Below are 20,274 nucleotides of genomic sequence, written 5' to 3' on the forward strand. Positions count from 1 at the left end.
AACCATCATTAACTTGCTTCGTCTACCATGGGGGGCCATGGCCACCCCTACCCGCAATCGCCGCGCCGAGATCCTGGCGGCGGCGGCGGAACTGTTCGCCGCACGCGGCTTCCACGGGGTCCGGATCGAGGAGATCGGCGCGGCGGTGGGGATCTCCGGCCCCGCCCTGTACCGGCACTTCAGCGGCAAGGAGGCGCTGCTCGCCGAGATGCTGCTCGACATCAGCGTGCGGCTGCACGAGCAGGGCGCCCGGCTGGCCACCACGGCCGACCGGGCCGAGGCCGCGCTCGACGCGCTGCTGCGCGGGCACATCGAGTTCGCCCTGGGCGAGCCCGCCCTCATCCGCGTCCACGAGCGCGAACTCGACAACGTGCCGGAACACGCCCGCCGGGCGATCCGCCGGTTACAGCGGCTCTACGTCGAGGAATGGGTGACCGTGCTGACCGAGCTGCACCCCTCCTGCCCGCCGGCGCGCCTGCGCGCGGCCACCCACGCCGTCTTCGGCCTGCTCAACTCCACCCCGCGCAGCGCCGGGGAGCTCCCGCCCGGGGCCATGGCCAAACTGCTCCACCAGATGGCCCGCGGCGCACTCACGTCCACAGGGCACACATGAGTGCCTTCGGTTTGTCCACGTTGACTCGTGGCAGATTATGGGGGCTTTGCCCCCATGTGGGGGTGGAGCCGCGACCCCATACTGGCCTCCGTGAACCTAAGGACACCCACCGGAGCCGGTGAGCAGGCAAAAGGTACTCGTGCGAGGTTCGTCGGCGGCCGTACCGGGGAGAAGCCGTGGTCGGACTACCCTGGCCCGGACGCGGAAAGTCTGGATCTCCCACAGGTAAGCGGCGCTCTCGAGGCTGTGCGCACCTGGCTCTTCTCTGCTGACAACCGGGCGCTGGCACTGACGGGTTGCCCCGGTATCGGTAAGACCAAGCTGTTGGCCAGCCTGCGCGAACATCTGTCCCTATTCGACGACATCGCCGTGTTCGCCGCCTCCGCAGGAGACCAGGAGCCGTCAGGTGACCTCTTCGAGCGTTTGGACAGGGCCATCGGCGCGATTGGTCCGAGGTCACACCTGGTGGTTCTGGTCGACGACATCGGATTCCTGGACCCCGGCCGACGGCACGCCCTGCTGGAGCTGCCGCATCGCAACCCGCAGGTCCGCATCGTCCTCACCACGCACCGCAAGGACGAGCTGGACGGGGTGCTCACCCTGCCGATACGGCCACTGAGCGGCCCGGTGGACCAGATCACGTCCGATGCCGATCCGGCGCACTCCAGTGAGGTGGTGCGTTTCTTCCTCCGCCGCCTACGGCGCCGCGACCCGACATTCACTCTCGCTCCGGAAGACATCGGCAGCGTGACGCGCGTCTGCGCCGCCTCGTTCGGCATCCCGTCGGATGTCGACATGCTCGCCGACCTCGTCGCCCGGCACGGCCTGACGGCCGTACACGAGTCGGTGAGTGAGGACACCCCCCGCAATCGTCTGGCCGAGCTCCTCGGCGACACAGACTCCGCCCACCTCAGCCTGACCGGCGACGAGATGGTCGTCCTCGCGTCGATCCTCGCTCTGCCGGGCGGCGCCGGGATAAGCGTCCTGCGGCATTCACTGCCGCGTTGCGACGTCGACGGCCTGACCCGTTCGCTGGTCGAGCGCGGCCTGGTGTTCGGCGCCGAGCCCGGCCAGGGCGAATCCCGTGGCCGCTATCACCTGCGGGTGACCGGGTTCGCGGCCGCGAGCTGGTGTGCCGGCCAACCCGAGGTGTCGTTCGCGGCCATTCGGCAGTCTCAGGCCGACTACCTCTCCGCCCACATCAGACGCATGGCCGCCGGCTGTTTCTCCGAGTCGCAGCGCACCGTTTTCGCGGAATTCCAGTATGAGCAGCGCAACATGCGATGTGCGATCACGGAGCTGGTCGGCAACGGCAGATACGCCCAGGCAGTCGCACTCATGTGCGATGCCCTGCCGCTGCTCGCCCGCACCTGCGGGGTTACCGAACTGCTCCCGCACCTCCTGCCCATCATCCGGGAATACGTCCCGGCCACTGCGCAGGAACGGTATTCGCTGGCTGAGCTGGCCGTACGGGTCTTCGCCGCCGCAGGGGAGCAGGAGGCGGCCGAGGTCTGCTTCGAGGACCTGTCGAGGCTCGCGGTTCCGGACAGAACGGAGATCGCGCTGCTGGGCAACCTGGTCTGCGACGGTCGCGGGTCCGAGGAACTGGCCGAGGCTCTGGCCGAATGTGTCAGTGCCGACAGAAAGCGGGGAGATCTCACCCGGCTGAGCGAGTCGGTCAGCGAGTACATCGCGTGTCTGACCCGGATGCGGCTGTTCGAGCGGGCCGACGCCGAGTGCCGCACAGCATTGTTCGAAGCCATGCGCAACGGCGACGAGTACGCCGCCGGTTCCCTGCTGCTGTGGCGGGCGGTGGCCGCGTGCGCCACCGGATTGGGCGACGCGCGTCCTTACCTTGAGCGTGCTCTGACGAAACTGCTGCCGCTCGGGCCGGCGGCGACGATGTCGGCGGTCGCGACAGTGACCGAGGACCACCATCCTCGCGATCCGCACCAGGACGGCATCGATCTCGCGATGGTCTCCGGCTCGCTCAGCCGGACCTGCGCGCATCGGACTGACGGCGCCTCAGCGTGGTGGTCGGTCGTGGCTGAGGCGGACAGACGGCTTTCCATCCGCATCGGCGCGATTTCGCTGCAGCGGTGGTCGGCGGCGGGCGCCTCCGTCGACCTCGTCGATCTGCTCTGCGAGATCCTGCAGCGCCGCTGGAATGACAACCCGGCGGACGCCGCCATGTCTCGACGCCCCGGCATGGCACCCCTCGGAACGGCGGATCCGCGCCTGCTCAAGGAGCGGTCGGAGCTCACCGCCCGCGAATCCGAGGTGGCGAGCCTGGTCGCCATGGGATTGACCAACAAACAGATCGCGCGTCGGCTCCGCATCTCTGAATGGACGGTCATCAACCATCTCCGCCAGGTCATGCGGAAGCTCGACTGCAACTCGCGGGTGCAGGTCGCGCGCTGGGTGCACGACCTGGAGTCCACAGCCACCCCGGCGGAGGCCACCCGCCCCTAGGTCATGTCCCTCCCGCCGGGCCGAACACGGGTCAGGCGCACGCGATTCCGTCGAGTCCGGACCCGGCCAACGCCGGCGCCCGAGGGTCGAACCGGCCGACGGCGACGGTGTGCAGCCGGCCGGGATCGACGAGACCGCGGAAATCGTCCGCCATCCGCGCCGCGTCCAAAGAGCCGAGCCGGTCGAGGTGATCATCGATGTACGACTCGTCGATCCCGCATGAGACGAGTTCCGTGTACTGCTGGGCGACGGCCAGAGTGGACTCGTAGAGCTCCGCCGCGGTGCTGATCATGCGGCGGCGAACCCGCTCGAACAGGTCGGGGTCCACCGCGCCGTCGCGGACCTCGTGCAACACCCGCAGGATCGCCCCTGCCGCCCGCTCACTGTGCTCGGCATCCACCGCTCCGCTCACCACGAACATTCCCCCCGAGAAGAACGGCAGGAATCTCGCCTCGACCCCGTATGTGAGGGCCATGCGGCCGCGTAGTTCCGCATTGAGCAAGGAGTTCGGGCCCGCCCCGAGCAGCTCGGCCGCGGCCCTGGCCGAGGGCCACCGCGGATCCAGACGGTCTGTCGCGAAGCATCCCAGCATCAACCTGGTCTGCGGTCCACCGCGCCCGGGACGGCACAGCAGTCGCGGCCCGCCGCCGGGGGCCGGCGGTCGGTCGGCCACCGGGGGGCGGTCCCGGCCGGGATAGCCGCCGAAGACGTCGGCGACGGCCTTGGCCACGTCGAGCATCGACAGATCGCCGACAACGATCAAGGTCATCTGCCGCGGGCCGACCTGAGTCTCGTACACCTCCACGACGTCGGCCAAGGTCAGGTGTCGCCACGACCGCTCGGTGCCGCTCATCGGGCGGCTGTACCGGCTCGCGGGGTCGAGCACGGACTCGTGCAGCAGCTTGTTGGCCAAACCGGCCGGGTCATCCGATTCCACGGCGAGTTCGGAGGCGACCAGACGCCGGTGGGCGTCGAAGGAGCGGGCCGTCGGCTCGAAGCGCAGCAGCATGGCCGCGAGCGCCTCGAACAGCCGCGGCAGTTCGAGCACGGGGCAGTCCGCCAGGACCGCCGGGCCTCGATGACCACATTTGGTGGTGATCATTCCGCCGGCCTTCGCGACGTCGCTCACCCGGCCGGCCTTGGCATGCGGCGCGTCGGCGAGCATCATCGCGGAGTACGCCCCCACCACTCCCTCGGTCCGGGGGGTTTCCACCGCGGTGGGCAGGCCGACGACGACGGCGACCGATGCGACGAACCGGCCCGGCATGTCCACCAGCTTCACTCGCATCCCGTTGTCGAGCAGGAACGTGCGTGCGGCCGGAAAGCGCCAGGCGCGCGGGGCGGTCATGCGATCCATGTGGGGTTCCCCAGAGGGTCGGTGTGGAAGGCGACGACCGCCGGCCGCGCCAGCGATCCTGCGGCGATCGCCGCGACCTGGTCGGCGGTCACGGCGCGGACGGCGGCCAGGCGGCCGGTCACCCCGGCGGGGTCGCCGGACCAGGCCTGTTCACGGCACAGCTCCTCGGCGCACGTCCGGGCGCCGCCGAGCACGGCCAACTGCTCCTTGCCGCGTTTGGCCTTCGCCGCGGCGAGCACGTCCTCGCGCAGGCCGGTGCCGGCCAGGTCGGCCAGGCGGGTGGTCACCGCCTCCTCGAGCTCACACAGGTCGACACCCGCCGGCGCGACAATCTTGATCAGCCCGAGCGACGGGCCGCGGCCGCAGCGACCATGCTGGGCCATGGAACCCAGCAGCCGGTAGTAGTCGGCCAGATCGGCTCCGAGCACCGACCACGAGGCGCCCGCGAGGGCCGCCATGGCGACTTCGCCCGCCGCTGCCAGGTGCTCGCCCGCCGCGGGGAGGGCGAAGGCGTACCGCAACATCCCGGTCCGCTGCCCCTCCCGCACATCCTCTCGCCGGTAGCCGCCGGCCTCCGGCCCGGAGAGCACGAGCGTCTCGGGCCGGGGTCCGGCGGGCAGCCCGCCCAGGTGGCGTGCGGCCAACTCCATGGCGTGCTCGGGATGGACGGACCCGACGATCGACACGACGAGGCGTGCGGCCCCGTAGTGGCGCTCGATGAACCGTTCGACATCGACCGGTGTGATCTCGGCGATCTCTTCCGGGTCCCCGAGCGACGGCTTGCCGAACGGATGGTCCGCGCCGAACAGCAGCCGCAGGCTCCGCCGCAGCCCCGAACCGAACCGCCCGGACTCCTCACGTTGGCGGATCTCCTCCCGCACGATTCCGCGCTGCCGCTCCAGGCCTGCGGCCGTGATGCCCGCCCTGCCGCGCCTGATCCGCTCCACGGCTCTGGACAGCAGCTCGGGCAGCGTCTCGGGCGGCCCGGTGTCGACGTAGTTTGTGCATTCGTAGGCGGTGGTCGCCTGGGTGGATCCGCTCGGCTGAACGGATTCGGCCGCGCCCTCGGCGGGGTCGGACATCACGTGTTCGACGAGGTGCGCCAGCCCCGATCGCCCGGCGGGGTCGTGGATCGAGCCCGTGCTGTGCCAGACGTTGAGCGCCACGAACCCCAGCAGGGGGTCGGGCCGGACGATCACGGTCGCCCCGCCGGGGAGCCGACGGCTCACCACCTCCATCGGCAGGCGCGCAGGTGTCATGAGCATGTCGAGTTTCCTGTTCCGCCGGCTCCTTCGCCGGCTACGAGAGCGCGGCCGCCATAACGGCCTCGCCTTGATCGTGGGCCACCGCCCGATAGGCCGGGCAGGTGGCCAGCAGGGTCTCGTGATCGTCTACGGCCACCACACGGCCGGCCTCCATGACGGCGACGGATCGGGCGGCGGCGATCGTGGACGGACGGTGAGTGACGACCACCACCGCCCGCTCGCGGCCCAGCCGTGCCAGCAGGTCGACGAGCCGCATCTCGTTGATGCCGTCCAGGTGCGCGCTCGGCTCGTCGAGCAGGAGGATCTCCGCGTCGGTGAGCAGCGCACGGGCGATGGCCAATCGCTGCTCTTCGCCGCCGGACATCTGCACGCCCTCGCCGAGGACGGCGTCGAGCCCATCCGGCAGTGCCCGTACGGTCTCCTCCAGGCCGACCGCGCGCAGGGCGTCCAGCAGCTGTTCGTCGGTCGGGTCGTCCTGTCGGCCGAGGGTGAGATTCCGCCGGATGCTCGTGTTGAGCATCGTCCGGTCCTGCTCGACCAGTGCCATCCGCCGGCGTGCCTCACCGATCGGCCAGGCGTCCAGGGGGGCGCCCAGCAGCTCGACATGTCCGCTGCTCGGCTCCGTGAACCGTTCGACGACGTTCAGCAGGGTGGATTTGCCCGCCCCCGACGGCCCGACGACGGCGAGGACGCCCGTGCGCGGCACTTCGAGCGACACATTGTCGAGCACGAGCTTGTCCGCCAGTGTGACATCCACCTCGCGGAGCCGGAGAGCGGGCGCCTGCGGAGGCAGCGCGGGCGCCGGCCCGGCGTCGGGCGGCTCGGCCTCCGCGCCGAGCACCTCGTCGACCCGGGTGGCGGCGGCCCTTCCGACCTGGATCCTGCCGGCGCCCTGAGCGAGCGTCATCAGCGGGTTCACCAGCTGGAAGAGGTACATCAGGAAGGCGACGAAGCCGGCGATGTCGATCGCGCCCGACGACAGGCGGATGCCGCCCACGGCGAGAACACCGATGATCGCGATTTGCTGGCCGAGCCCCATGAGCGGGCTGATCGCCGCCTGCGCGCGGGCCGCCCGGATCGCCGAGGTGGCCGCCGCGCCGGTCGCCTCCTGCAGCGGCTCGACCGCACGGTCTTCCGCACGGTACGCCTTGACGGTAGAGATCATGGTGAACACGGACTGGGCGGACTGCGCCAGGCGGCCGAGCGCCGCCTGCTGGCTCTGCGCCGCCTTCCGCATGCCGACCAGGAAGGCGCGGATGGCGATCGAGGCGACCGCGAAGGTGCCCACGGTGACGGCCAGCATCACCCAGTCGAGCAGCCCCATGACCGTGATGTAGGCGGCCACCATGACCGCCGAGACCGGCAGGACGGTGACGCCCGTATCGGTGATCGCTCGTAGCTGCGCCGCGTCGGGACCCATCCGCGAGACGATCTCGCCCACCCCGATGCGGCGGATCACCGGGACGCGCAGCCGGACGGCGTGGCGCACCACCGCGATGCGCACATCCTCGATGGCGCGTTCACCGGCCGAACTCAGCAGGTAGGACGACCAGCCGCCGGCGAACGCCCCGGCCAGCACGCATGCGACCAGTTGGACGATCGGCACGGTCAGGTCGGTGTGCCGGCCGCCGATTCCGCTGAGGATGCGCGCGATCAGCAGGGGTGTGACGACCCCCGAGGCCGCCGACAGCAGCGCCAGCATGACGGCCGCCGAGAGCTGAGCACGCCGGGACCTAACCGACCGGGACAGCAGCCGCAGCGTCGGCGATTCCGGACGACGTGACATCGGCTTCTCCCTTCCGCGTTGTGCGGGTTCGCCGCTCGGCGAGCGCGGCGAATATGTCCCGGAGATCCTCGATGGTCGCCTGCGTGCCGTACATGTTGCTGACCGAGGTGGGGTTGATGACCACCTCGTCGACGCCTATCGCGTGGAATTTGGCGATCTCGTCGGCTATGTGGGACGCGTCGCCATAGAGGTAGATCCCCTCCTGGACGAGTTCGCGCGCGCCCGAGACCGGGTCGGAGGCGTCCACATCGAGGCCGGCCTTGCGCAGCATGTCCGTGTAGTGGGGGGCCTGAAGGTGGCTGATGCTGCCATGCTGGGCGAGCAGCATCGGGTTGCGTCCGGGCCGCCGCACCGCGGCATGGACCACCGAGACGATGCGAGGCGGCGCCTGCACCCCTCGTGCCCCCTCGGCCACCGCCGGCATCACGACGTTCTCGAGGTAGTTCAGCGGGGTCAGCCACGTCATCGCGAGGTCGCCGCTCCGGCCGGTGATCCGCGCCATCCCCGTGCGAAGCACACCCGCCCCGATCTCCACCTTGGGCGTCTCCATCGGGGCGAGCCTGGCGTGCACCTTGAAGTGCTCGCCGTCATGGGCGACCGCCTGATTGTTGGCCAACCTGCGGGCGATGTCGATGAACTCCCCCACCGCGGTGGCGGGCTTGGCGTAGGGCGCTCCCCGCACGCTTTTGACGAACTGGGGATAGGCCGCGCCGTAGCCGATGGCGACAGGATTGTTCATCAGCCGGGCGAGAGAACGCGCCTGCACAGCGGCGTCGTAGGGGTGCCGCAGGACGATCAGCCCGACGGCCATGCCCACCGAGATCCGGCAGCCGGTGCCCGCCAGGTAGGCCAGGGCCGGATGCGACTCGATGCGCAGCGACTGGCCCAGCCAGAGCCGTTCCGCTCCGATCTCCGGCACGAGCCGGCCGTACGGCACGATCGCGTCCGGATCGGTGGGCTGCTGCGGGAACATGAAGGACACACGGGTGGACGTCATGACACCGCCCCCGAGGTGGTCGGCGCCCAGTCGGGGCTGTCGTTGTTGCGGTGCGGCGCCCGCGGATCGACGTTGGCCTCGATGAAGGCGTCAGCGACCGCGGTAGGCAGATCCACACCCTGGAACAGGTGCGCGGCGACCGCATGGGCGATCACGGCGGTGCGGTGCTGGCCGAGGCTCATGCGGCCCCAGCCGATCCGGGCGTCTCGCGGCTCCCAGCCGAAGGCCACTCCGTCGGCGATCGGACGGGTCATGACCGAGTGCTCGGGATTCAGCCCCGGCAGGTGTCTGACCGCGTCGACAACGCCGTCCACCGTGTGCCATGACTCCTCGGTGAGGTAGACCACGATCGCGTCGCGCCGGGGGTACCAGCCCGCCCTGGCCAGAACCTTCGCCCGGTAGGTCACCCCCTGGGACTCCAGGTGCGTGAGTACGGCCTGCCACACGGCCGGAGCCGTCGACGCCTCATCGACGTGCAGGTACAGCCGGAGGACGTGCTTGCCGGACGCGTGGCCGCCGGCCGAGCCGTCGACCAGGAAGAAACCCGGGGAGAGAGCCGGGCGGATCGAGGGCAGGTCGAGCGTCGTCCTGGTGCCGATCTCGGGCAACGGGGACAGCACCTCGGCCCCGGGGATCCGCAGGCGGACCCGCCCCACGTCGAACAGGGCGTGCTGGCCGAACGGTCCGTCGAGCAGGGCGGACTTCACGATCGCCGGCGTCTTGCTCGTGCGGTGCGGGGTGGCCTCGCGCAGCAGGTCCTCGAAGTCGTAGTCCCGGCGGGGATCACGATCATCGGGGCGGCGTCCGGAGCCGGAGTGCCAGTGCCGGTAAAGCACCCCGCCGAGCTCCTGGCCCAGGCGCGTCTGGCTGTCCTGTGAGATCGTCTCGTCGCCGACGGTCACGCTCTTGCGCGCGTGGTCGATCCGCAGCTCGTCGAGGGTCTGCTCCAGTTCGTCGAGCAGGCCGGTGTGCACGGTCGTCATGGTGTCAGTCCTCTCCAAGGCCGATGGTGGCGGCGAATCGCTCGGGCTGGATGAGGGCGTTCCTCCCGATCCCGGCCGTGCCCCGCTCGACGGCGCTGAGCCTGCCGCCGTGCACCGCGCCCGCGAGCAGGCGGTCGAAGAAGTGCCAGCCGATATATCCGGTGGCGCGGACCGCCAGACCGTCGTCGATCTCCGCGACCTCCCGGTAACCGCACCAGAAGCGGCGGATGTGCTCGCGCACGTTCGCCAGCTGCTGGTCGCCGGCCGCCACGATGGCCTCATGGGCGGCGCCGGGGGCAAGGGCGGGATCGACGTCGAGCTCGGCGAACATGCGCACCACCGCGTGGTGGACGAATTCGCCGGCGAAGCTGCCGACGTCACGCGCCGGATCGGAGTAGCGGAACTCCTCCCAGTCGACTACGTAGAGGTCGTCGCCCGCGAATAGGAACTGGTCGAGCCTGATGTCTCCGTGCACGGCCGTGGCCGGGGCCTCGGCCGACGTGCGGTGCAGCCGGTTCAGCGCCTCCACCAGCACTTTGTCGTGCTGGAGCATGGCCCAGGCCTCGACCTCGCCCCCGCTGCAGTTGGCGTAGTCCTCTGGGCTCAGCGCGTAGAAGGCGGTCGCCTTGCGGCCTTCGACGCCTTCGGGGAGATCGGCCGCCGGTCTGGGCAGCCGGTGGATCTCGCCGAGAATCCGGCCGATCCGGTAGGCCGTCTCGGTGTCCAGCTCACCACTGGCGAGCAGGTCGGCGCCGGTGCGCGATTCGGGCACGTAGTCGAAGACCAGCAGACCTTGCTCGAGGTCACTGCCGCGGAACGGCACGGTACGCAGTTCGTCTGCCCGGTGCCCGGCGATCACCTGCTGGAACGCGAGCATCCGGCGCATCCGGGTCTCGACGTGAGCGCGATCGCCTCTCAGGCGTTTCACGAACAGGTCGCCCGCTTCGACGGTGGGGACTCGCCAGTTGTCGTTGCGTCCGACGAAGCTCTGCATGTCAGCCACGATCGGGGTGGCGCCGCTGACCGAGGCGATGGTTCGCGTGAATTCGGCCGGGCGCTTCATGGGCCTGGCCGGCACCAGACGTGCCGTCATCGGCGTCTTTCGGCCGGTTTCCTCTCTCACATCCATGACCGGAACCCTAGGGAGGCTCCAGAGTGACGCGATATCGCAATAACTCACCGGCAGCAGGCATATGACAGGTGCCTGACAAGAGCTTGCCGGCATTGACGGACATTCGCGCCCCGAATAGCAGGAGAACCGCAGTGTCCTGCAGGTCTATGACAGGTCAGGCGAGTCTGGAATACGCAGACTTTCGCCATTTCCCCCCGAGTGGCGATTTGTTTGGGTAGTGCCCGGACCGGAATGCACCCGGCCGGCCGTGCCTCGGCGCGGCCCTACTCGCAGACGACAGGCAGGTTTCGATGACGGACGAACTGATCGCGGGTTATGCGAACTACGCCTCCACCGAGGCGATCCTCCAGGAGCAGCAGAACGCCGCCGTTCAGCACGAGCAGGCGCTGCTCTCGATCACGCTCACCTTCACCATCACCATCACCGTCACCATCTGACGAGGAGCGGCCCGATGAACGAACTGATCGCAGGTTACGCGAACTACGCCTCCACCGAGGCGATCCTCCACGAACAGCAGACCGCCGCCGTTCACCAGGAGGTCTCTCTGATCACGTTCTCGAACTCGTTCTCGCTCACGATCTCGATGTCCTACACCATCGTCAGCATCTGACAAGGAATGGCCTGATGAACGAGCTGATCGCGGGTTACGCGAACTACGCCTCCACCGAGGCGATCCTCCACGAACAGCAGACCGCCGCCGTTCAGGCGGATATCGCGGTGATCCAGGTTCCCAGCCTCACCTACTCCATCACCGCCTACCCCTACACCGTCGTCACCGCCACCGTCACCTTCTGACAAGGAGCAATCCGATGAACGAACTGATCGCCGGCTACGCGAACTACACCTCCACCGAGGCGATCCTCCACGAACAGCACACCGCCGCCGTCAAGGACGCGAACGAGTCGATCACTCTGACCGTCACCGTGTCCTGGACCTGGACGTGGACCTGGACCTACTGAGTCCGCAGCGCCTGAGCGGTGGACGGGGGCCGTCGAGCCGTCCACCGCTCACGTGGCGCGTCATGCCGCTCGCTCTCATCACGGAGCGGTCTACTGGAGGAGCGTGGCCGCGTACTCACGTAATGCCGCCCGGTCGGGCAGCCCCGTCTTCGACAACAGGCTGGCCACATGCTTTTCCACCGTTCGTGGCGAGATGAACAGCCTCTCGCCGATCTCGACATTGCCGCGCCGTTCGGCGAGCAGGATCAGCACCTGATGCTCCCGCACGGTCACCCCTCGGTTGCGCAAGGGTGCGGGCAACTCATCGTGACCGGTCCGGCGGTAGGTCACGGCGGCCCCCGCCTCGCGCAGGAGCGCGCGGCAGGCTCCGGCGACCGCGGTTATTCGCACCCGATGGAAGTACTCCTCGGCGGTGCGCAACCAGGCCAGCGGCTCTCCCCACTGGTCTGCCAGGGCCGGCTCCGCAATCAGCCGCAGTCCCAAGTGTCCTGCCAGCGGATACGGCTCCGCCGCGGAGCGAGCCACCTCCAGCGCGCCCATCGCGCCCTCGGCATCGCCTCGCCTGCCCAGCAGCACCGCCTTGGCCAGGTAGAGGAAATGGCGATTCCATCTCAGCTCGGCGGCGGGCTCCTTCTCCGCGATCTCCCATTCGGCCAGACCCACCTCGGAGGTGAGCGCGTCCATCAGCACGCCCAGGCCGTACCGGCCGGTCATGTAGTAGATCGTGGGATGTTCGTCCTCCCACTCTCGGGCCCGCGTCAGCAGTTCGCGGCAGCGGTCGCGGTCCTCTTCCAGCAGCGAACACATGGCCAGGCACAGACCGTAGACCACCGGCATGTGGAGGCTCTGCTCCCCACCCCATCGGCGAAACTCCACCAGCGCGCGCTCCATGTCCGAACGTCTGGCCTGATGCGCGGCGAGGGTCGCCTGGGCCAGCAGCAGATACTGGGTATAGGCGGTGTGGCCCAGTCGGATGGTCGTCTCGATGCAGGAAGCGGCGATCTCGTCGGCGGTGTCGTACTCTCCCCGCAGCACCCGCACCATCGCGAGCGCGGCCTCCGCGCTGTGCACGAGGCTGATCGCGCCCGCCCGAGCCGCCGACCGGCGCACCTCTTCCAGCGGCTCGCTTCCCCCCGTACGCATGCTGTGGTTGCCCGCCAGACGCAGCATCGCGCGCAGCTTCCACAATGTCAGGTCGTGAACCTCCGCGATCGCCTGCATCCGGGTCAGGCACCGGTCGGACTCGTCGAATCCCCGGACTCGGGAGAGCATGGCCATGCGCTCCCATGCCTGGCAGGCGACCTCGGGTAGCGGGATGCGCTCGGCGACCTCCGCCGCTCGTCTCGCCAGGGCCTCCGGGACCGCCATCTCCTGTGTGTCGTGCTGGAGCACTCCATGGTCGGGGAACAGGAGCCCGGCCTCGATCACATCGATGGCGGCTGTGCGGGCCTCATCGGGGCAGGCGTCCAGGAGCCTGCGCACCACCGCCACGTGAGCGCGGCCGTCGCTGATCCCGCCGGTCTCCGCGGCCACCCAGGCCAGCTCGGTCCGTAAATCGATCTCATGGCGGATGGTCATGGTGAGGTCGTCCGCGAGCGAGATGTCCTTGGCCAGCGCGAGGGCCCGGTCTGCCCCGCCGCCTTCGGTCAGCGCATGCAGGAGCTGCCGAAGGGTGCGTGCCCGCAGATCGGCCGGCGCCGCCTCCTCCAGGGTGTAGGCGCGTTCCAGCATCGTCGCGGCGAGGTTGGCGGCACCGCTGTTCAGATAGCGGGAGCCCGCCTGCGCGAGCAAGCGGGCCGCGGCCAGGGTGTCCCCGCCGGCCAGCCGCAGGGTGGCCGCGATCTGGCACCATTCGCCGGGCAGGTCAGGATGCAGGCGCTCAAGCGCGTCGGCCGCCCGTTTCGCTAATGACGCGCGCTCGGCGGGGATCAGTGACGCGAGCAGGGCCTCGGCCGTCAACGCGTGCCGGAAGGCGTACCAATCGCCCGTGGACTCGTCATCCGGTGTGATGAGCCATGCCATGGTCGCCGAGCGCAGGATCTCCGCCATCTCTTGATCCTCCAGACCGAAGGCCTCCTGTATGACCGGGACCGGAAACCGGATTCCGAACACGGCGGCGGTCCGGAGCAGATCGTGAGTGCTCGGTCCGAGCGCGGCGAGGCGCATGCTGATGCTTCGGGCCAGCGTGGTCGGCGCCTGGATCGCCGAGTCGGTGCTCAACTGCCACTGCTCGCCCTCGTGCCGCAACGCCCCCATGCCGACTATCACACTGATGAACTCCTCGACGAGGAACGGCACGCCGGCTGTTTCACACTCCAAACGTGGGATGAGTGGCGACGGGAGGTCGCCTGGGGGGTTCAGGCAGGCCGCGGCCAGCCGCCTTGTCTGCGGCGGCGACAGCGGCGAAAGCTCGATGATCGCGGTGACCTGCCGTCGCGCGCATGCGTAGGCGAGGGTGAGGGCCGGGCCGGCGTGGCTGCGGAGGTTGACGAGTACGACGGCGGGCACTTCGGCGAGATTGTCTGCCAGGTACTCGACCAGAGCCAGCGTGTCGGCGTCGGCCTCGTGGAGATCTTCGAGGACCAGCAGACAACCGGTGTCGCGGCCTATCACCGTCAACAGCCGTAACACCGCTTCGGCCAGGATCGTCTTCGATTCGAGATGGGCGGCGGCCCCGTCCTGCCGCCATTCGGGGATCAGCGTGGTCAGCGCCGGTAGGTAGGGAGCCAGGGTGGGATCGCTGGGCGGCTGCCGGGATCTGGTGAAGGAGAAGAGGGCTTCACTGAGTGGTTTGAAAGGAACGTCCGCGCTGACGCTGCTACCGCGTCCGCGCAGCGTCGTCATTCCGGCCTCACGGGCCCGATGAAGGCATTCCGCCGTCAGCCGGGACTTGCCGATGCCGGGATCGCCCACGATGAAGACCACGCCGCCCCGGCCTTTCCCGGCCGCGACCAGGTGCGTGTCGAGCAGTTCAAACTCACGATCTCGACCGATTAGGACTGGTGAGGTGTACTGCATGGCGGCAGGATATCTGCCGCCATACAGGACATCTGGGTTTACGATGTGTCAACGGAAACGTCGATCTCCAGATGAGCGTCAGGTTTGTCGTGGCCGCTCAGCGCGGTGCGCTGACCGAGATGGGAAAGGAGCCATCGTCCGGCAACGCGATGACCATGTCCGTGGCGGTCTCCGGCGATCGGAGCACGAGCGTTGCCGCCGTCGTCAGTCCGGCCAGCACCAACGCACGCGTCAGGGGGCTGGCCGTTGCCATCAACCTGGCGGCCCTCCCCCGGTGCTCCGCCCGCTCATCTGACGATGTCACCTGCTCATTCACTTTTCTCTCCTTTCAGAGGATGACCGCAGCAGCAGCACTGATGCGGTGCTTTCGGGGGCGGCGAGCCTGAACAGCCCATGGCCGATTCCGGCCATGCCGTCAAGCAGCCCAGGGGTGGAGATGTGGCCAGGCGTGCCGCAGCGTGCGCCGCTGTCCACCGACGCGAGCAGCCTGCCGACACGGCGATGCAGGGATCGCCGAGCCGCCAGGCCCCCCCGAGGCGCACGGTCCCCCCGCGCCGCCAGGGCACTGAGCGCCTCCAGGCACCCCAGCTCTCCGTGGCACAAGCCGTGCCCGCTCAGGGGAACGTCGAGGACAGGAGGCGACGCCGGGTCATCCAGGAGCGCCAGGGCATCGGGGAGAACGTCGGCCAACGCCAACCAGACTCCGGGCAGACCATGGCACCAGGTCTGCCCCTCCGCCGACTGCGCGGCTCGTTCGAGGAGGTCGGCGCCGGTTGTTCTCGACCCATATCTGGCGAGTGCCCAGCCGACCCCGGCCAGCCCGAAGGCGAATCCCGGCGGCAGGTCGGCCGAGGGCGCCGCCGACTCCAGTCGTTCCGCGCACTCGCCGGCCAGACGCGCGGCGGTGGGCGACCCGGTGACGTCGTGAACGGCGAGCATGGCGGCGAGACAGCCTGCCACGCCGTCATAGACGTCCAGCCGGCTTTCGTCGGTGACCGCGGCGCCGGCGAGCTCCACGGCCGGCTCCACCCAACCGGTCACGTCACCATCGCCGAGCAAGTCTCCAAGCTGGGATAACGCGTACGCCATGCCGCCGAGGCCACCGAAACCACCGCATCCGACGACGTCGAGGAGGGGCCTGTGGGCCGCCAGGGTCTCCAGCAGCCGGGGAATCGGCTCCAACGCCTGCCGGGCGATCTCCATATGGCCGGACGTGCCGGTGGCGTGACCCGACTGTGCCAGGAACAGGGCTACTCCGAGGTATCCGGTCGCCAATCCGCCGCCCAACGGCATAATCGTGAAGCGGCGATCGTCCAGAGCCTCGAGCCCCAGCCAGTTGACGGCCCTGCCCTGCCGGTACAGCGTCCGGCACAACCGGTCGGCGATGCTTTCGGCCGCGGCGAGGAGAATCTCGGGGCGGGGTTCCTCCTCGGCCTGAAGCGGCCCCGCGTCGACCGGTGCGCCGGGATCGTGCCCTCGGCCACCCACCCGCGTCGCCAGTGACGCCTCTATGACCCACTCCTGCCGTTCCCGGTCGGCAGGTCCCATCCTCGAAAGCTTTCCGGTCACCGACTCGAGGCCGCTCTGGGGCAACTCCCACGGCAATCGGCCGGTGTCGCCTCCGTAGATCGCACGAGAGCCGGGACTCGCCCAGAAGTACGGAATATCCCCTGCCCGCAGATCAGCCCGCTCTGCGGGTATCGCGGCCAAGCGGGCAGAGTCGTCCACGGACATCGCCCGCAGCAGCTCGAAAAAGCCCTCATCGCGACCGGCGGCGTCCGCCATCACATCGGGATGGGTCGATTCCGTGAGCAATTCGTCATAGACACGCGTCGGTCGTAGCAGCATCCGCACCTTGACCTGTCCGAAACGGGGTAGCAGCCGGCGTGCCAGCTCCTCCCGTCCACTCACGATGGCCTCGTAAGCCTCGCGGAAACCCGCCAGCAGACTCGGTGCGTAATCAGCCGGATCGGCGTCCACACCGCACAGTCGCGGCCGATTGTCCGCCCCGGCGAACCGGACGGGCCCGCGCACCAGCCGCATTTCGTCCGTGCCCGCGTCCTGCCATGCGGCGGCGGAGAACGGATAGACCGAATCCTTGTCTCCGCCCAGTGCGGACACGTCCAGCGAACCCTGGTCACCGGTCAACATCGTGGGCAATATGGCCGTGCGCTGGACGGAGTCGTGCAGCGCGAGAAGCGCTGGATCGATCACGGCGGAGCCGGCGATCACCGGATGAAAGAGGGTCTCGACGTCCACCAGCACCGGCTGGTCGCCGCAGGCGATGACGTTCTCGTAATGAATGTCGCCGGCGTTGAGCGTGTAGAGGAGGGCCAGCAACCCGCCCGTACGTCGATAGAACGCCTCCACCTCGGCCACATCGGCACAGGGCCGCGGCTGGACGAACTCCGCCCAGCCGTACCGCTCTCCGCCCATCACTCGCAAGGTCCGCAGCTCGAGGTCGGGCGCACGGCCGTTGAGCCACCGCACAACCTCGTTGAAGCGAAGGTGAGCCTCCACAGGTCGCGGTCGGTAGACGATCTTCACTCCGGTGTCGAAGCTCAGCACCGAGACCGCCCGACCCCCGAGATGGGGATCTCCCGTGGCCGTGAACTCGACCAGGCTTCCCGGCTCGCACCCCAGCGACTCGCGAATCCCCAGATGATCCGCCGCGAACCGCGTCAACAGTTCCTGTCCGCTGTCCACTGCCCGATCGGCCGCCCGGGCCAACAGCTCACCCAGCACCGGATATGCCTTCAGGGACGCGTCCAGCCCACCCTTGGTCATCTGACGTACGAAGTCGGCGAAGCGTTCAGCCGGCGTGGCGCCCGACAACCGTCCTCCGGCTCGTCGCGCGTCGAGTTCGAACGCCAGAACCCGGCCGGCGATCCGCACCAGCATGGCAGACAGGTCCGCGGCGAACCGGTCACGGATCTGGGCCAGGTCGAGGTCGTCTTTCAGGCACGAACATTCGGCAACCAGTCGATCGGCCGCATTTCCGACAAACGGGTCGAAAATTGTGGAGAAGCTTTTCGCCCCGACCACGCCGACGCTCTCGGGGTCGAGGGCGACAGCACAGGACGCGGCGTAGGACAGGTCCGCGGCGCGCCCGGCGACGGCCTGGAGGGGAAGAGGGACGTCGCCGAGTTCCGCATGGTGCATCCAGCCATTATGCCGATCAGTCCACAAAAGAAAATAGGGACTAAATGCACACTACTGCTCCATATCGGGCTATTCGTGGCCAACAGCGACGAGCGTGTCGTAGGCGATCTCCCGCCCGTCGAGCGCCCGCACCGGCTTCCCGTGGACGTCCCGGTCACGCCGCGCCCGCCGCTCTACCTCTGGAGGAGGTCGCGGGCGGCGCGCTCGATGTCGGCCTCGGACATCAGGACGGTCTGCGCCGCCGCGCCGAGCGGGACGAAGCTGTCGCGGGAGGTGACGCGGGCGATCGGGCCGGTGAAGCCGTTGTCGAGCAGCGCGGCCATCACGCTCTCCGAGACGCCGCCGGTGCGGCGGGTCTCGTCGGCGATCAGCACCCGGCCGGTGAGCTCGGCCGCGCGCAGCAGGTCGGCCACCGGCAGCGGCGCGAGCCAGCGCAGGTCGAGCACCCGGCAGCCGATCTCCTCGGCGGTGAGCTTCACCGCGGCCCGCAGGCTCATCCTGACCCCGTTGCCGAACGTGACGATGGTCAGATCGCGGCCCTCGCCGTACGAGCGGGCCCGGCCGACGGGCACGTGCGTCTCCGCCCAGCGGGCCGGCGGCGCGTACGGCGCGAGCCAGCCGCCGTCGCCCTCCTCGAACAGGTCGCGGGTGTGATAGAGGGCGATCGGTTCGAGGAAGACGCAGACACTCCCGTCCACGCGGGCCGCGGCGAGGCAGGTCCGCAGCATCGCGGCGGCATCGTCCGGCCGGGCCGGCGAAGCGAGAATAATGCCGGGAATATCCCTCAATGCGGCAAGTGAGGAATCATTGTGGAAATGTCCCCCAAATCCCTTTTGATACGCATATGATGCCACACGCAGGACGAGCGGGTTGCGGTACGCCCCCTGTGAGAAGAACTGCAACGTCGCCGCCTCACCGCGAATCTGATCGAGCGCGTTGTGCAGATAGGCGAGATATTGCACCTCGGGCACCGGCAGCAGCCCGGACATCCCCGCGCCCAGCGCGAGCCCGAGGACGGCCTGCTCGTCGAGCAGGGTGTCGAAGACCCGTTCGGCGCCGAACCTGCGCAGCAGCCCCCGCGTCACGCCGTACACCCCGCCCTTGCGTGCCACGTCCTCCCCGAACACCACGACCCCCGGGTCGAGCGCCATCGCGTCGGCCAGCGTCCGGTTGACGGCCTGGGCGAACGTCAGCCTGCCCTCGAGCTCCGGCATCGTCCCGCCGAACGCCCGGTCCCGATCCGGGGCGACCCGCGCCGCCTCGGCGGCGACCGCGTCGGGACGGCGCGGCGCGATGGGCGCCATCACCTCCTCGGCCGAGGCCAGCCGCGGCCGGCGTGTGCACTCCATCGCGAGCTTCAGCACGTGGTCGCGCTCGGCCTCGTAGCGGTCCAGCAGCTCGTCCGGCAGCGCGAGACCGGCCTCGACGAGCAGCCGGGCCGTACCGACGAGGGGATCACGCTCGAGGTCCTGGGCGATCTCCTTGCGGGTCCGGTAGGCGATCTCCACGTCGGAGCCCGCGTGGCCCATCAGCCGCACGGTGCGCAGGTGCAGGAATGCGGGGCCCCGGGTGGACCTGACATGGTCGACGGCCCGCAGCGCCACGTCGTAGGCCTCGGCCAGATCGCAGCCGTCGGCCTGGAAATACTCCAGCAGCGGGTGCCTGGCCTGTTCCACCCACTCCGGCGGGGTCTTCACGCTGATCCCGATCCCGTTGTCCTCGCAGACGAACAGGACCGGCATCTGAAGGCCGCGGAACCTGCCATAGGCCGCGGTGTTCAGCCCGGTGAGCGCGGAGGCATGGTTGGCCGACGCGTCGCCGAAGCCGCAGACGGCTATCGCGTCCGCCGGCCACCCGCTCGGCACATCGAGCGCCCGGGCCCGCTCGATCGCGAAGGCCACGCCGGCGGCCCGGGGCAGATGGCTGGCGATCGTGGAGGTCTGCGGGATCACCGCGAGGTCCGGGTGGCCGAACACCTTGTGCCGCCCGCCGGCGATCGGCTCCTCGGCCGAGGCGGCCAGCCCGAGGAGCACGTCACGCAGCCCCTCCTCCGCCAGCCGGCCCGCCTGGGCCGACCGGGCCAGGTAGAAGGCGCCCGAGCGGTAGTGCAGGAGCGCGGGGTCGGACACGCGCAGGGCGGCGGCGACGGCGGCGTTGCCCTCGTGACCGGCCGACCCGATGGTGTAGAAGCCCTCGTCCTGCTCGCGCAGCACGCGGGCGGCGATGTCGAGGAGACGGCTGGAGAGCTGGACCGCGAAGAGCTCGCGGCACATTATCCCGGTCAGCGTCGTGCCCGGCCGCACCGGAAGTGTCGGATCTTTCGGCGGCCCCGGCGTCAGCGCCCCGACGGCCTCGGCGAAATGAGTCTCCACAGCGTCCCGCGTCACACGCCTGATTATGTCGCAGCCCACCGGCTCTCGCTTGTGGACCGATCCTTTTGACACAGATTGATGACAATAAGTCAGACGGCTGAACCTTTGCCGTTATTTGGACGTCTACTCATTGGCCAGCACCAAGCAAACCAAGCACC

The 20,274-nt window shown here is 69.3% G+C and carries 16 protein-coding genes; 6 read left to right on the plus strand and 10 right to left on the minus strand.

The annotated features are described in order from the left end of the window. Nucleotides 1-37: 37 nt before the first annotated feature. Both ACFHYQ_RS13895 and ACFHYQ_RS13900 read left to right on the plus strand, forming a co-directional pair. The gene (locus ACFHYQ_RS13895) at nt 38-613 is read left to right on the plus strand and encodes an SACE_7040 family transcriptional regulator (RefSeq protein WP_394301540.1); all 576 of its coding nucleotides are present in this window, start codon (nt 38-40) and stop codon (nt 611-613) included. A 90-nt stretch (nt 614-703) separates the two neighbouring features. Next, complete coding sequence (locus ACFHYQ_RS13900; RefSeq protein ID WP_394301541.1) at nt 704-3,085, plus strand: LuxR C-terminal-related transcriptional regulator; 2,382 nt, start codon at nt 704-706, stop codon at nt 3,083-3,085. 31 nt (nt 3,086-3,116) lie between these two features. On the opposite strand, the gene ACFHYQ_RS13905 is transcribed toward ACFHYQ_RS13900, so the two are convergent. The 6 genes from ACFHYQ_RS13905 to lxmK are packed head-to-tail and all read right to left on the minus strand — an operon-like array spanning nt 3,117 to nt 10,602. Continuing rightward, on the minus strand, nt 3,117-4,442 hold the full coding sequence (locus ACFHYQ_RS13905; protein WP_394301542.1) for a M16 family metallopeptidase: 1,326 nt from the start codon (nt 4,440-4,442) through the stop codon (nt 3,117-3,119). After that, nucleotides 4,430-5,707 carry a M16 family metallopeptidase gene (locus ACFHYQ_RS13910; RefSeq protein ID WP_394301543.1) on the minus strand — a complete coding sequence of 426 codons (1,278 nt, stop codon included), beginning with the start codon at nt 5,705-5,707 and terminating at the stop codon, nt 4,430-4,432. Before ACFHYQ_RS13910 ends, ACFHYQ_RS13905 begins: the two co-directional genes overlap by 13 nt. A 34-nt stretch (nt 5,708-5,741) precedes the next feature. Then, complete coding sequence (locus tag ACFHYQ_RS13915; protein ID WP_394301544.1) at nt 5,742-7,493, minus strand: ABC transporter ATP-binding protein; 1,752 nt, start codon at nt 7,491-7,493, stop codon at nt 5,742-5,744. Next, nucleotides 7,441-8,490 (minus strand): LLM class flavin-dependent oxidoreductase, encoded by a 1,050-nt coding sequence (locus ACFHYQ_RS13920; protein WP_204017780.1) that lies wholly within the window; start codon nt 8,488-8,490, stop codon nt 7,441-7,443. Before ACFHYQ_RS13920 ends, ACFHYQ_RS13915 begins: the two co-directional genes overlap by 53 nt. Further along, a complete protein-coding gene (locus ACFHYQ_RS13925; protein ID WP_394301545.1) occupies nt 8,487-9,473 on the minus strand; it encodes a T3SS effector HopA1 family protein in 987 nt (328 codons plus the stop codon). The genes ACFHYQ_RS13920 and ACFHYQ_RS13925 overlap by 4 nt, the downstream gene beginning before the upstream one ends. A 4-nt stretch (nt 9,474-9,477) precedes the next feature. Then, nucleotides 9,478-10,602: a class V lanthionine synthetase subunit LxmK gene (gene lxmK, locus ACFHYQ_RS13930; RefSeq protein ID WP_394301546.1), complete on the minus strand. Its 1,125-nt coding sequence runs from the start codon at nt 10,600-10,602 to the stop codon at nt 9,478-9,480. Between the two features lie 293 nt (nt 10,603-10,895). On the opposite strand from lxmK, the gene ACFHYQ_RS13935 reads away from it, so the two are divergent. Genes ACFHYQ_RS13935 through ACFHYQ_RS13950 form a run of 4 tightly spaced genes read left to right on the plus strand, consistent with a single transcriptional unit; the run spans nt 10,896 to nt 11,564 of the window. Beyond that, complete coding sequence (locus ACFHYQ_RS13935) at nt 10,896-11,042, plus strand: hypothetical protein (RefSeq protein WP_394301547.1); 147 nt, start codon at nt 10,896-10,898, stop codon at nt 11,040-11,042. A gap of 14 nt (nt 11,043-11,056) precedes the next feature. Further along, nucleotides 11,057-11,215 (plus strand): hypothetical protein, encoded by a 159-nt coding sequence (locus tag ACFHYQ_RS13940; protein WP_394301548.1) that lies wholly within the window; start codon nt 11,057-11,059, stop codon nt 11,213-11,215. 14 nt (nt 11,216-11,229) lie between these two features. Further along, entirely contained in the window at nt 11,230-11,400 is a 171-nt protein-coding gene (locus tag ACFHYQ_RS13945; RefSeq protein WP_394301549.1) for a hypothetical protein, read from the plus strand. A 14-nt stretch (nt 11,401-11,414) separates the two neighbouring features. After that, on the plus strand, nt 11,415-11,564 hold the full coding sequence (locus ACFHYQ_RS13950) for a hypothetical protein (RefSeq protein WP_204017774.1): 150 nt from the start codon (nt 11,415-11,417) through the stop codon (nt 11,562-11,564). Nucleotides 11,565-11,654: 90 nt separating this feature from the next. Here ACFHYQ_RS13950 and ACFHYQ_RS13955 read toward each other — a convergent pair whose 3' ends face one another. The 4 genes from ACFHYQ_RS13955 to ACFHYQ_RS13970 all read right to left on the minus strand — a co-directional run bounded on the left by ACFHYQ_RS13955 (nt 11,655) and on the right by ACFHYQ_RS13970 (nt 20,131). Then, entirely contained in the window at nt 11,655-14,582 is a 2,928-nt protein-coding gene (locus ACFHYQ_RS13955; RefSeq protein WP_394301550.1) for a helix-turn-helix transcriptional regulator, read from the minus strand. A 97-nt stretch (nt 14,583-14,679) separates the two neighbouring features. After that, nucleotides 14,680-14,898 carry a hypothetical protein gene (locus ACFHYQ_RS13960; RefSeq protein ID WP_394301551.1) on the minus strand — a complete coding sequence of 73 codons (219 nt, stop codon included), beginning with the start codon at nt 14,896-14,898 and terminating at the stop codon, nt 14,680-14,682. Continuing rightward, complete coding sequence (locus tag ACFHYQ_RS13965) at nt 14,895-17,744, minus strand: type 2 lanthipeptide synthetase LanM family protein (RefSeq protein WP_394301552.1); 2,850 nt, start codon at nt 17,742-17,744, stop codon at nt 14,895-14,897. The genes ACFHYQ_RS13960 and ACFHYQ_RS13965 overlap by 4 nt, the downstream gene beginning before the upstream one ends. 173 nt (nt 17,745-17,917) lie before the next feature. Further along, on the minus strand, nt 17,918-20,131 hold the full coding sequence (locus ACFHYQ_RS13970; protein WP_394301553.1) for a thiamine pyrophosphate-dependent enzyme: 2,214 nt from the start codon (nt 20,129-20,131) through the stop codon (nt 17,918-17,920). Between the last annotated feature and the right edge of the window lie 143 nt (nt 20,132-20,274).

Source organism: Sphaerimonospora cavernae (assembly GCF_042435035.1).
GTDB classification, from domain to species: Bacteria; Actinomycetota; Actinomycetes; order Streptosporangiales; family Streptosporangiaceae; genus Sphaerimonospora; species Sphaerimonospora cavernae.

What these genes read in the sequence shown, in the direction of transcription:
- ACFHYQ_RS13895 (WP_394301540.1), top strand. Translation starts at nt 38, where the DNA reads ATGGCCACCCCTACCCGCAATCGCCGCGCCGAGATCCTGGCGGCGGCG.
- ACFHYQ_RS13905 (WP_394301542.1), bottom strand. Translation starts at nt 4,442, where the DNA reads ATGGATCGCATGACCGCCCCGCGCGCCTGGCGCTTTCCGGCCGCACGC.
- ACFHYQ_RS13910 (WP_394301543.1), bottom strand. Translation starts at nt 5,707, where the DNA reads ATGCTCATGACACCTGCGCGCCTGCCGATGGAGGTGGTGAGCCGTCGG.
- ACFHYQ_RS13915 (WP_394301544.1), bottom strand. Translation starts at nt 7,493, where the DNA reads ATGTCACGTCGTCCGGAATCGCCGACGCTGCGGCTGCTGTCCCGGTCG.
- ACFHYQ_RS13920 (WP_204017780.1), bottom strand. Translation starts at nt 8,490, where the DNA reads ATGACGTCCACCCGTGTGTCCTTCATGTTCCCGCAGCAGCCCACCGAT.
- ACFHYQ_RS13925 (WP_394301545.1), bottom strand. Translation starts at nt 9,473, where the DNA reads ATGACGACCGTGCACACCGGCCTGCTCGACGAACTGGAGCAGACCCTC.
- lxmK (WP_394301546.1), bottom strand. Translation starts at nt 10,602, where the DNA reads ATGGATGTGAGAGAGGAAACCGGCCGAAAGACGCCGATGACGGCACGT.
- ACFHYQ_RS13935 (WP_394301547.1), top strand. Translation starts at nt 10,896, where the DNA reads ATGACGGACGAACTGATCGCGGGTTATGCGAACTACGCCTCCACCGAG.
- ACFHYQ_RS13940 (WP_394301548.1), top strand. Translation starts at nt 11,057, where the DNA reads ATGAACGAACTGATCGCAGGTTACGCGAACTACGCCTCCACCGAGGCG.
- ACFHYQ_RS13945 (WP_394301549.1), top strand. Translation starts at nt 11,230, where the DNA reads ATGAACGAGCTGATCGCGGGTTACGCGAACTACGCCTCCACCGAGGCG.
- ACFHYQ_RS13950 (WP_204017774.1), top strand. Translation starts at nt 11,415, where the DNA reads ATGAACGAACTGATCGCCGGCTACGCGAACTACACCTCCACCGAGGCG.
- ACFHYQ_RS13955 (WP_394301550.1), bottom strand. Translation starts at nt 14,582, where the DNA reads ATGCAGTACACCTCACCAGTCCTAATCGGTCGAGATCGTGAGTTTGAA.
- ACFHYQ_RS13965 (WP_394301552.1), bottom strand. Translation starts at nt 17,744, where the DNA reads ATGCACCATGCGGAACTCGGCGACGTCCCTCTTCCCCTCCAGGCCGTC.